The sequence below is a fragment of the Novosphingobium organovorum genome, assembly GCF_022832435.1.
Classification (GTDB): Bacteria; Pseudomonadota; Alphaproteobacteria; order Sphingomonadales; family Sphingomonadaceae; genus Novosphingobium; species Novosphingobium organovorum.
Map to the genome: position 1 here is coordinate 41,872 of NZ_JALHLF010000005.1, position 10,577 is coordinate 52,448.

The window sequence follows — 10,577 nt, forward strand, 5'->3', positions numbered from 1 at the left end:
TGTGAAGGTTCATTTCATTGCGGCCGTTTGCGGGCATTGTTGCAGCGTCGCGCAAGGGGAGAGGGGGCGCGGCTCAGTCGCCGTCGATGAGATCGCCCAGGCCGCCCAGGATCGAGCCTTCGCCGCGGTTCTGCCCGCCGCGCGATCCGGCTGCGGCGAGCATGCGGCCCGCCAGGCGTGAGAAGGGCAGCGACTGGATCCACACTTTGCCCGGTCCGCGCAGGCGCGCGAAGAAGATGCCCTCGCCGCCGAAGAACATCGACTTGACCGACCCTGCGCGCACCAGGTCGAAATCCACGCCCTGGGTGAAGGCGGCGACGCAGCCGGTGTCGATATGCAGTTCCTCGCCCGGCTCCAGTTCACGCTCAACCACGGTGCCGCCCATCTGCACGAAGACCCAGCCATCGCCGTCGAGCCGCTGCATGATGAAGCCTTCGCCGCCGAACAGGCCGGTCATGATCTTCTGCTGGAAGTGAACCCCGATCGAGACCCCGCGCGCGGCGCACAGGAAGGCATCCTTCTGGCAGATCAGCCGCCCGCCGACATCGTCGAGCTTGATCGGCAGAATGGCGCCGGGAACCGGGGCGGCAAAGGCGACGCGCGCCTTGCCCTGGCCATGGTGGGTGAAGACCGTGGTGAACAGGCTCTCGCCCGTCACCAGCCGCTTGCCCGCGCCGAGCAGTTTGCCCATGAACCCGCCGTCCTGTCCGCCCGAACCGTCGCCGAACACGGTCGACATCCCGACGCTGGCGTCCTTCCAGACCATTGCGCCCGCTTCGGCGACCGCGCTTTCCCCCGGATCGAGTTCGATCTCGACGAATTGCAGTTCCTGACCCTTGATTTCGAAATCGACATCGTCGGCAACCGTCGATGTTCGGGTATGACTCCAAGGATTGTTGGACATGGTCGCTCCCATTCTTCGCCGAACAGACAAGAGTTTGCGTACAGGTACGATGTGTGCTGGCAATGTTTGCTTGTCAAACCGCGCTCATCGGATATTCTGGGCGCTTAAACGAACGAACGTCCAACGCACCAAAGACAGGCGCGCGAACAGCGCCGGGCAGGGCGTTCGTTCCGGGAGAAGGATAGCTGCCTTGGACGCCACGAATCCGATTTCAGGCCCGAATTCCCTTCAGCCGGTGCGCCGGGTGGGGCTGGCTGCGCTTGGTCTGGCGCTGGGGCTTGGCGTGTTCTCCCTGCCGGCCGCCGCGCGCGATGCGGCGCTGATCGAGCCGGGCGCCCGCGCGGCGCACCCTACCGCGCTGATCCATACGCCGTTGGCCTCTCCCGACCTCAAGGCCGATCTCGACAAGGGGTTCGCACGCCTGCGCAAGGGGGACAGCGAGAAAGCGGTGTCCTATTTCGACCGGGTCATCGCGGCGGCCGACAGCTATCTCGCCAACGATCCGCGCCCGCGCCGCTGCATCGCGACCGCGCGGCGCGACGGTGAGGCCGCGCGCGTGGCGCAGGCCGGTGAAGTCGTCGCGATCGACGATGCGCTGTGCGATGCGCATTTCGGGCGTGGCTTCGCGCTGATCGACCTTGGCCGTGGTGACCTTGCCGAAGCGGACTTGCGCGCGGCGACCGAAATGGCGCCGAGCGATGCGCATTTCGCCAACGAATACGCCGAACTCTACAAGTCGCGCCGTGATTGGCCGCAGGCCTATGCGCTGTTCGAACGCGCCTGGAAGATGTCCGACCAGACCATGGGCGGCCCCAACGCCGACATGGCGGCTCGCGCGCTGCGCGGCATGGGCTATGCGGCGGAAAAGATGGGCCACCTCGACGAAGCGCGCACTCTGCTGCAAAAGTCGCTGGCGTTCGAACCCGATAGCGAAGCGGGCCGGGTCCAGCTCTCGCATGTCGAGCGTATGCAGGCCATCGGCTCCTGACGCCAGCCCGCGGTGGGAGCGGGGATAGGGCCGGGGGGCCGATCACCGCCATTTGCTCGGGGGCTCTTGCGCTGGTGGGGGTGTTGACGGCAACGCCTGGCAGAGCCGAAGCGCAGGACCCGCGTCTGGTCGAGATCGTCGAATTGCTGCACCGGAACGAAGCGTTCGAGGCCCTGGCACAAGCCGTTGCGATGGACCCGACCAACGCGTTTTTCCTCAGCGAGCTGGGACTGGCCCAGGCCCTTGCCGGGCAACCGGGGAAGGCCTTGGACAATTACCGGCGCGCCCATCGGCTTGGCGCCGTACAAGCCGACGACCCATCGATGCGTGCGATCGATGCGCGCGCGCTGCGCGGCATGGGCAAGGCCGCGCGCGCAGGGCGATCTTGACGGGGCACAGGATTTCTTCGCGCAAGCGTTTGCGCTGGAAGGCGACGATACCCAAACGCGTGCCGCGCTCGCCGAAGTCGTGCGCGAACAGGCGGGAAAATGAGCCCTCGCGGTTTTGCCGCAGGTCAGGACTTCTCGATCGAATAGCCCGCGCCTTTGAGCGCCATGGCCACGGCAAGCGCCTGATAGTGGGCGGCGTGTTCGGGCTCGAACAGGTGCCCACTTTCCTTGCCCGTCCTGGCGATTGCCTCGCGGATCACGCGGTAGACATCCTGTGGTACGCTGCCCATGCGGGTCAGATCCTCAAGCGTGCGGTTCATGGGACCTCCCATCGTTGCGATGGAAAGAATGTAGGCACGCGTGGGGAAATGTCACCAGCAGGAGCAGGGTCTTCGCGCCGAACGGGCGCATTGGGCCGGGATCAGCTGGTCTTTTCGGCCTTTTTCTTCTTCATCGCGTCGTGGAAGCGGTCAGCCCAGCCCGGTTTCACCAGCTGTTCGCCGCGAACGAGGCGCAGTTCGCCATCGGCGACGTCGCGCGTGACGGTGCTTCCCGCCGCGACGATGGCATCGGCGCCAATCTTGACGGGCGCGACGAGCGCCGAATTCGAGCCGATGAAGGCGCGCGCGCCGATCACCGTGCGGTGCTTGAAGTAGCCGTCGTAGTTGCAGGTGATGGTGCCGGCACCGATGTTCGCGCCCGCGCCCACGCTCGCATCGCCCAGATAGGTGAGATGGTTGGCCTTGGCGCCTTCGCCCAGCTCGGCGTTCTTGATCTCGACGAAATTGCCGACCTTGGAGCCTTTGCGCAGCGCCGCGCCCGGCCGCAACCGTGCGTAGGGGCCGATCGCGACGCCGCTTTCGAGGACTGCGCCTTCAAGGTGCGAAAAGGCGTGAATCACCACCTCGCTCGCGACCGTGACACCCGGCCCGAAGACCACGTTGGGCTCGATCGTGACGTCCTGGCCAAGCTGCGTGTCCCAGGCGAAGAACACCGTTTCGGGGGCGATCAGGGTCACGCCCTCGGCCATGGCCTCCTCACGTCGACGGGCCTGCCAGCGCGCTTCGGCGGCGGCCAGTTCGGCCCGGCTGTTGATGCCGCCCACTTCGTCCGGATCGTCGGTCACGATGACCGCGCAGGAGCGCCCTTCCAGCGCGGCGACATTGACGATGTCGGTCAGGTAGTATTCGCCCGCAGCGTTGTCGTTTCCGACTTTCGCGAGCAGCGCGAACAGGTCGGCGGATTTCACCGCCATGAGCCCCGAATTGCACAAGGTGCAGGCGCGCTGTTCCTCGCTGGCGTCCTTGTATTCGACCATCATTGCGATGCGGCCGTCATCATGCGCGAGGATGCGGCCGTAGCGCAGCGGGTCCTCGGGCTCGAAGCCGAGCACCACCACGGCGGGGGCATCCTCGGCGTGGAGCCGCGCGATCATGGCGCGCATGGTTTCGGGGCGCACGAAGGGAACATCGCCGTAGAGGATCAGCACGTCGCCGGTGAAACCCTCCAGCGCGGCCTCGGCTTGCTGCACCGCGTGGCCGGTGCCCAGTTGCGGGTCCTGCACCGCGATCGCGGCGCGCTCTTTCAGGCGTGCCTCGAGCTGCTCGCGCCCGTGCCCGGCGACCACGACGCTGCGCGCGGGGGCAAGCGTGTCGGCGCTGGCGAGCAGGTGCTCGATCATGGGACGCCCCGCGATCGGGTGGAGCACTTTGTGGAGCGAGCTTTTCATGCGCGTGCCCTTGCCCGCGGCAAGAACGACGATAGCGAGCGGCGATGCGGTGTCAGTCATACCATCGCCATCTGCCAGCAATTTGTTGCAGTTTCCACTTCGACTTGTCAGGGATGCCCAAATGACCGAATTTCCTTACGACATTGTCGGCTTCGACCTCGACGGAACGCTTTTCGACACGCTTGGCGACCTGGGTAACGCGCTCAACCACGCGCTGGCGCTGGAGGGGCGCGCGCCGCTCGCGCGCCCGGTCGTGCGCACGCTCGTGGGCGGGGGCGTGCGCAAGCTGCTCCACCGTGGGCTCGAGATTTCGGGCGGGCTTCCCGAGGCGGGGCGGATCGAGGACCTTCAGGCCGCGCTCCTGGCCTTCTACGAAGCCAACATCGCACGGGAGACCGGGTTCTATCCTGGCGGCGAGGCGATGCTCGATGCGCTGGCCGCGCGCGGGGTCAAGGTGGCGCTCGTCACCAACAAGCTCGAACGCCTTGCGGTGCAACTGCTGCGCGAACTGGGGTTGAGCGAGCGGTTCTACACGGTGATCGGCGGCGATACGCTGGGGCCGGGCAAGGCCAAACCGCAGCCTGATCTGCTCGACCTCATGCTCGACCGGGCAGGCGGCGGCCGCGCGGTCTATGTGGGGGACACCAGTTTCGATACCGGCGCGGCGCGTGCGGCCGGCATCCCGTGCGTGGTGGTGAGCTTCGGCTTCAACGATGCGCTGCCCAGCGAACTGGACGGTGCGGCGGTGATCGATCATTTCGATGAACTGGTGCCGACGCTGGAAAGGATCGGGGCGCGGGCCGGGGTCTAGACGGCGGGGCACATTCAAACGACCGGTTTCGCCCCATGGCAGACGAAGAAGGAAGGGATTGAAGCAGGGGGCCATTGCCTCCTGCACCCCCGAAAATGGGCAGCGGTGCGCTCCACGTGCGCGTCGAGCCAGGGTTCGTCGGGAGACTTTTTAGAGCCTGCGGCGCCAGTCGTGCCGGACGGATGGGTCGTGCCCAATTCCGTCCTTCCGATTACCGCCAAATCGGACCACGCGGCCTGGCGGCTTTAAGCCAATGCTTTAAGCCTAATTGTTGACGCCCTCTGGAAGAACCCGAATTTCCAGCGCGGTGTCGGGATCGAGATAGCGCTGCGCCATGGCCTGCACATCGGCGGCGCTCAACGCTTCGAGGCGTTCGCGTCCCTTGAGGAAGCGGGTGATGCGCTCGGGTTCGCTCTGCGCGTTGTCGACCAGCGACATCCAGCCGCCGTTGGTCTTGAGCGCGTTGTCGAAGGCTTCGAGCATGGGCTGGCGCGCGCGCAGGAGCGTGTCGGCGCTGACCGGTGCGGCGCGCAGTGCAGCGATCACCCGGCGCATCGCGGTGCGCGTGGCGGCAAGCTCGCGGATGTCCACCGAAGCCGTGATCGCGAAGGTGCCGTAGCCTTTCCAGGCGTGCGACAGCGCGCTCGTGGCGCCGGGCGAGTAGGTCTTGCCCAGCGCTTCGCGCAGTTCGTCGGTCAGCGCGATGCGGGTCACCCGTTCGAGCAGTTCGAGGCGCAGCGTGTCGATCGGATCGGCGTCGTCGCGGGTGGGCCAGGTGAGGCGGAGCAGGGCCTGATCGCGCGGGCCAGTGTGGTGCAGCACGCGGGGCTGGCGGTCGCTGGTAAAGCGGCGCGGGGGCTGGTCGTTGTTGTCGTGGAAAGCGCTTTCGCGGGGAGGGAGAGCCCCGAAGGTGCGGGCGACCTCGGCGATCGCGGCGTCTTCGTCGATATCGCCGACCAGCGCGATCTCGATCGCGCCGTGGTCCAGCCGATCGCCGATGGCCTGCTTGAGCCCGGCGTAGCTCAGCGCATCGTACGTGGCGAGTGGTTGCAGGCTGAAGCGCGGGTCCTGGTCCGACAGGATCGCGCCGAGCCCGGCCTGCAGCGCCGAACCTGGAGTGCCGTCCCTTTGCGCGAAATACTGGCTGATCGCCTGATGGTACTGGACTTCGCCTTCGCGCCGATAGCCCGGATCGGTGACCAGCGCGGCGATCAGGTCGAGCTGGGTGGGCAGGTCCTGTGCGGTCGTCGTTGCCTTGGAAACGAAGCGGGTGGTCTGGCTGGCGAAATCGAAATCGAGCGTGTGCCCGGCGAAGATGGTGTCGAGATCGTCGCGGCTGTTCTTGCCCAGCCCGCCCTGGGGTAGATAGGCGGCCATTTCGGTGGCGGTCGGATTATCGAGGGTGTCGAGCCGGTCGCCCCCGTCGATCGCGACGCGCACGCGTACCTTGTCCTTTTCGAGCGCCGAGCGGTGCAGGTTAAGCATGACGCCGTTGGCGAAGCGGATCTCGCGGATACCCAGTTGCGGCTCGCGCCGTTCGCTGACGACAGTGCCCGGAACGCCGAACCCGGTATAGGCGAAGGGCGCGCTGGCCTGGGCGGGATCGTGCACGATGGGCGCGGCCATGGCCTGGTTCCAGGCTTCGCGCAGCGCCGCCGCGCCGCCCGCCGGAGCCTGGCGCCCTTCGAAGCGGATCAGGGGATTGTCGAGCGCGAGCGCTTCGCGTCGCATGGCGGCCAAAACGCGTTCGGGCGTCACGTCGGGGGCGAAGCGGGTGAAGCGGTCGAGCGCGGAAGCGGGTGTGGAGGGAACGAGATCGTCGCTCAGCAGCTGGAGCGCGGCGGCGGTCAAGGCCGCGTTGCTGCGCGTCTCGGCCGAATTGGCGGCGACCGTGAGGCTGGCGCGGATCGCGGCGAGCTGTTCGTCGACTTCGCCTTGGGTGAAACCCTGGGCCAGCGCACGGCGCACCTGGGCCAGCGCGGCGTCGAGCCCCTGCCGCCAGCCGCCATCGGTGCTGTCGATGACCAGGCGCGTGGTGCGCGCAGCCTTGAACACGTCGCCCGTGCCGAAGCCCGCGCCACGAAACGGCGGGCTGGGCAGGCGCGAGAGCTTTTGCAGGCGGCGGTTGACGATGTTGTAGCCGATCAGGCGCAGCAGGTTCTCCTGCCGCTGGGCGATCGAATCGGGTTCATCGAGCCAGGGCCCCGAGCGGACCACCGTGAGCCGTTCGGACAGGAGCGGGTCGATGTAGAGGTCGGTGCGCCCGGCATCGTGCGGCGCGATCGGCCCGGCGTCCGGCTGCGGGATCGGGGCGGGCCCTTGCCAGTCCGCGAAATGGCGCGCGATCGCGGCTTCGACCGCCTGCGTATCGACATCGCCGACGATGATGAGGGTGACGTTCGCGGGCACGTAGGTGCGTTCGTAGAGCCGCCGCAGGGCCTTGGCGCTGGCGCTCTTGACGGTGCTGGCTTTGCCGATCGCGAAGCGCTCGGCAAAGCGGGCGCGGGGGTAGAGGAAGCGGTAGGCTTCGCGCGTGTTGCGGAAGGAAAACGTGTTGCGATCGCGCATTTCGGAAAGGATCACGCCGCGCTCGCGGTCGATCGCGGCGGGGGCGAGGGTGAGGTTGCTCGCGGTTTCGCGCATAAGCATCAGCGCGGTGTCGAGCAGCGCCGGATCGCTGCGCGGCAGGTCGAGCTTGTAGGTGGTGTCCTCGAAGCCGGTCGAGGCGTTGGTATCGGCCCCGAAGGCGAGCCCCTCGCGTTCGAGCAGCGGCACCATCTGGCCTTCGGGCACGCGCTGCGAACCGTTGAAGGCCATGTGTTCGAGGAAGTGCGCCAGGCCGCGTTCCCGCGGCTTCTCGTCGAGCGAGCCGGTGTGGACGACCATGCGCACGAGCGCGGTGCCTGCCGGATAGGCGTTGTGGCGCACGATGTAGCGCAGCCCGTTGGGCAGCGTGCCGAAGTGGAACTGCGGGTCGAGCGCGATGTCGCTCTTCTCGAACGCCCAGGTCGGCGTCGGGGGGCTGGTGACGCGCGGCGCATCTGGCGCGGCGCCGTTCGCAAGAGCGGTATCGATCGGCGATACACAGAGCAGGAAAGGCAGGCAGGCCAGCAGGATAGGGTATCGCATGGACCTTGTAGTGCCCGAGCCACGCGCGCTTGCCAAGGGCGGCGCGCAACCGGCGGACCGATGCGAAAACCCCCTCGACCGGACGCACCGGACGAGGGGGCAAAGCTTTGGTGCGCGCCTTCAGGCGTCGCGCGGCGTTGCGGTAAGCTTACTTGCCGCGCAGCTTGCGGTGCTGCGAGAGGTCGAGCACTTCGCTGGGCGAGCCATCGTCCTGCAGCAGGCCCAGACGGCGCGCCACTTCCTGATAGGCCTCTTCCTCACCGCCCAGGTCGCGGCGGAAGCGGTCCTTGTCGAGCTTTTCGCCCGAGGTCATGTCCCACAGGCGGCAGCCGTCCGGGCTGATCTCGTCGGCGAGGATCACGCGGCTGTAATCGCCATCCCAGATGCGGCCGAATTCCAGCTTGAAGTCGACCAGGCGGATGTTGATCGCGGCGAACATGCCGGCCATGAAGTCGTTGACGCGGATGGCCATCGCGGAGATGTCCTGCATCTCTTCGTTGCTGGCCCAGCCAAAGCAGGCGATGTGCTCTTCGGCGATGAGCGGATCGCCCAGCGCATCGTCCTTGTAGCAGTATTCGATCAGCGTGTGGGGCAGCATCTCGCCTTCGGGGATGCCCAGGCGCTTGGAGATCGAGCCGGCGGCGACGTTGCGCACGACGACCTCGATCGGGATGATCTCGACCTGGCGCACGAGCTGCTCGCGCATGTTGAGGCGGCGAATGAAGTGGTTGGGCACGCCGATGTGGTTGAGGCGCGTGAACACATACTCGCTGATGCGGTTGTTGATGACGCCCTTGCCCTGGATCGTGCCCTTTTTCTGGGCGTTGAAGGCCGTGGCATCGTCCTTGAAGTACTGGATCAGGGTGCCGGGCTCGGGGCCTTCGTACAGGATCTTTGCCTTGCCTTCGTAGATCTGGCGGCGACGGGTCATTGAGGTGATCCTTGCATCGTGAAATTGCGCAACTGGAAAGAGCAAACCCCGGCTTTCGCGCCGCTTCGGCGACGGTTTGGGCCGGGGTTGTTCGCGGGCAGCATATAATGCAAGCGTCCGCAAAATCAAACTCTCGCGAGAAGGAGCAGGCGGGGCTTGGTCAACAGGCCTGAAAAGCCCGGATTTTCGTCTGGTTTGATGGGGTTTTCGGTGCGGCGTGCGCGGTTGGTAGGAGGATGGGGATGGCGGTTATGGTGACGGTTTTACGCGAGCGGCAGATCGCGCCGGTGCTCGACGCGCTGGCGCAGCTGCGCCAGGTGGTCTTTGCGCAATGGCCCTACCTCTACGACGGCGATGCTGCCTACGAGCGGGATTACGTGCGCGAATTCGCAGCCGAACCGGACAGCGTGCTGATCGCCGCGCGCGATGGCGCGCGGATCGTCGGCATGGCGACGGCTTCGCCGATGGGCGCACAAAAGGAGGCCTTCCGCGCGCCGTTCGCGGCGCGCGGGATCGATACCGGGGCGCTGTTCTACTTCGGCGAGTCGGTCCTGCTTGCGCCCTACCGGGGGCAGGGTATCGGCCACGCCTTCTTCGACCAGCGCGAGGCCTGTGCCCTTGCGGTCGGGGCGCGGGCGGCGTGCTTTGCCGCGGTGGTGCGGCCCGAGGACCATCCCGATCGCCCTGCGGATTATCGTGCGCTCGACGGGTTCTGGCGCAAGCGCGGCTACGCTCCGGTCGAAGGTCTGGTCACGCCGTTCGCGTGGAAGGACCACCGCGACGAGCACGAAAGCGAAAAGCCCATGCAGTTCTGGCTACGCCATTTCTGACCCTCCGCTCAGGAGGCAAGAAACCGCGCGACGATCGTTTCGGCGGCGCGTGTTACCTGATCCCAGGTCACGGCGAACCCTTCGGCACCGCCGTAATAGGGATCGGCGACATCGCGGCCTTCAAGCCCTGTGACATGGTCGAGCAGGAGCGAGAGGCGCGCGTGCGAGGCGGCGGGTTCGATGCGGCGCAGGTCGGCGAGGTTCTGCTGGTCCATTGCGATGATCGCGTCGAAGCGGGTGAAGTCGGCCCGGCTGACCTGCCGGGCGCGGTAGTGGCCGATGTCGATCCCGTGGCGCAGCGCTTCGGCGCGTGAGCGTGGGTCGGGCGGATTGCCGACGTGCCAGTTTCCGGTTCCTGCCGAATCGACGGTCATCGCCATTCCGGCGCGCTCGGCCGCGTCGCGCAGCGCGGCTTCGGCGAGCGGTGAGCGGCAGATATTGCCAAGGCACACGAAGAGGACCGAAGGCGATCGAGCGGAAGGTGCGGCGTTGGTCATGCCCGCTCCTCTACGCGATTGCAGCGGTGCGGTCATTCCCCGCCATGCCAGGTTGGCAGGACCTGTGTGGGTTCACTGGCGGCGCAGGGCGCGCGCGAGCTTTCCCAGCAATCCCGGCTCGTCCATCGGCCGGATCGGCCCGTAGAACAGGCGGCGTAACGAGGGATCGAGCGGCAGGCGCGGCGATGCGGCGCAGGCGCGCGTGAGCGGGGGGCGGGGGGACTGCGAACACAGGCGCGGGTGCATGGCGGCTCTTTCTCGGACAGGCGGTGCACGGGGCGGCATCGCACCGCGCGCGTCCGTTGGGGCGGAGGCGGGGTGGATGGTGGTGCCGACGCCCCCGGTTCGAGGCGCCGACCCGCGCAGTGT

General features: G+C 67.1%; 11 protein-coding genes. 4 read left to right on the top strand and 7 right to left on the bottom strand.

What is annotated here, in order from left to right; translation table 11 throughout:
* Positions 1–73: 73 nt before the first annotated feature.
* Positions 74–904, bottom strand: a complete 831-nt coding sequence (locus MTR62_RS02595; protein ID WP_244016722.1) for a TIGR00266 family protein — start codon at positions 902–904, stop codon at positions 74–76.
* Positions 905–1,094: 190 nt separating this feature from the next.
* Here MTR62_RS02595 and MTR62_RS02600 point away from each other — a divergent pair, with 190 nt between their 5' ends.
* Positions 1,095–1,892, top strand: coding sequence for a tetratricopeptide repeat protein (locus tag MTR62_RS02600; protein WP_244016723.1), 798 nt, complete (start codon positions 1,095–1,097; stop codon positions 1,890–1,892).
* Between the two features lie 74 nt (positions 1,893–1,966).
* Complete coding sequence (locus MTR62_RS02605; RefSeq protein WP_244016724.1) at positions 1,967–2,281, top strand: hypothetical protein; 315 nt, start codon at positions 1,967–1,969, stop codon at positions 2,279–2,281.
* Positions 2,282–2,406: 125 nt separating this feature from the next.
* On the opposite strand, the gene MTR62_RS02610 is transcribed toward MTR62_RS02605, so the two are convergent.
* Positions 2,407–2,601, bottom strand: coding sequence for a hypothetical protein (locus tag MTR62_RS02610; RefSeq protein WP_244016725.1), 195 nt, complete (start codon positions 2,599–2,601; stop codon positions 2,407–2,409).
* A 101-nt stretch (positions 2,602–2,702) separates the two neighbouring features.
* Positions 2,703–4,070, bottom strand: a complete 1,368-nt coding sequence (gene glmU, locus MTR62_RS02615; RefSeq protein WP_244016726.1) for a bifunctional UDP-N-acetylglucosamine diphosphorylase/glucosamine-1-phosphate N-acetyltransferase GlmU — start codon at positions 4,068–4,070, stop codon at positions 2,703–2,705.
* 61 nt (positions 4,071–4,131) lie between these two features.
* Here glmU and MTR62_RS02620 point away from each other — a divergent pair, with 61 nt between their 5' ends.
* On the top strand, positions 4,132–4,821 hold the full coding sequence (locus MTR62_RS02620) for an HAD-IA family hydrolase (RefSeq protein WP_244016727.1): 690 nt from the start codon (positions 4,132–4,134) through the stop codon (positions 4,819–4,821).
* Between the two features lie 264 nt (positions 4,822–5,085).
* On the opposite strand, the gene MTR62_RS02625 is transcribed toward MTR62_RS02620, so the two are convergent.
* Together MTR62_RS02625 and purC are read right to left on the bottom strand one after the other, a co-directional pair.
* On the bottom strand, positions 5,086–7,950 hold the full coding sequence (locus MTR62_RS02625) for a M16 family metallopeptidase (protein WP_244016728.1): 2,865 nt from the start codon (positions 7,948–7,950) through the stop codon (positions 5,086–5,088).
* A 148-nt stretch (positions 7,951–8,098) separates the two neighbouring features.
* On the bottom strand, positions 8,099–8,881 hold the full coding sequence (gene purC, locus MTR62_RS02630; protein ID WP_244016729.1) for a phosphoribosylaminoimidazolesuccinocarboxamide synthase: 783 nt from the start codon (positions 8,879–8,881) through the stop codon (positions 8,099–8,101).
* Between the two features lie 242 nt (positions 8,882–9,123).
* Here purC and MTR62_RS02635 point away from each other — a divergent pair, with 242 nt between their 5' ends.
* A complete protein-coding gene (locus MTR62_RS02635) occupies positions 9,124–9,711 on the top strand; it encodes a GNAT family N-acetyltransferase (protein WP_244016730.1) in 588 nt (195 codons plus the stop codon).
* Positions 9,712–9,719: 8 nt separating this feature from the next.
* Here MTR62_RS02635 and MTR62_RS02640 read toward each other — a convergent pair whose 3' ends face one another.
* Entirely contained in the window at positions 9,720–10,208 is a 489-nt protein-coding gene (locus MTR62_RS02640; RefSeq protein WP_244016731.1) for a low molecular weight protein-tyrosine-phosphatase, read from the bottom strand.
* Between the two features lie 72 nt (positions 10,209–10,280).
* On the bottom strand, positions 10,281–10,454 hold the full coding sequence (locus MTR62_RS02645) for a hypothetical protein (protein ID WP_244016732.1): 174 nt from the start codon (positions 10,452–10,454) through the stop codon (positions 10,281–10,283).
* Positions 10,455–10,577: the final 123 nt, after the last annotated feature.

Coding starts and splice junctions, on each gene's coding strand:
- glmU (WP_244016726.1), bottom strand. CDS start 4,070: ATGACTGACACCGCATCGCCGCTCGCTATCGTCGTTCTTGCCGCGGGC.
- MTR62_RS02640 (WP_244016731.1), bottom strand. CDS start 10,208: ATGACCAACGCCGCACCTTCCGCTCGATCGCCTTCGGTCCTCTTCGTG.
- MTR62_RS02620 (WP_244016727.1), top strand. CDS start 4,132: ATGACCGAATTTCCTTACGACATTGTCGGCTTCGACCTCGACGGAACG.
- MTR62_RS02595 (WP_244016722.1), bottom strand. CDS start 904: ATGTCCAACAATCCTTGGAGTCATACCCGAACATCGACGGTTGCCGAC.
- MTR62_RS02645 (WP_244016732.1), bottom strand. CDS start 10,454: ATGCACCCGCGCCTGTGTTCGCAGTCCCCCCGCCCCCCGCTCACGCGC.
- MTR62_RS02635 (WP_244016730.1), top strand. CDS start 9,124: ATGGCGGTTATGGTGACGGTTTTACGCGAGCGGCAGATCGCGCCGGTG.
- purC (WP_244016729.1), bottom strand. CDS start 8,881: ATGACCCGTCGCCGCCAGATCTACGAAGGCAAGGCAAAGATCCTGTAC.
- MTR62_RS02610 (WP_244016725.1), bottom strand. CDS start 2,601: ATGAACCGCACGCTTGAGGATCTGACCCGCATGGGCAGCGTACCACAG.
- MTR62_RS02625 (WP_244016728.1), bottom strand. CDS start 7,950: ATGCGATACCCTATCCTGCTGGCCTGCCTGCCTTTCCTGCTCTGTGTA.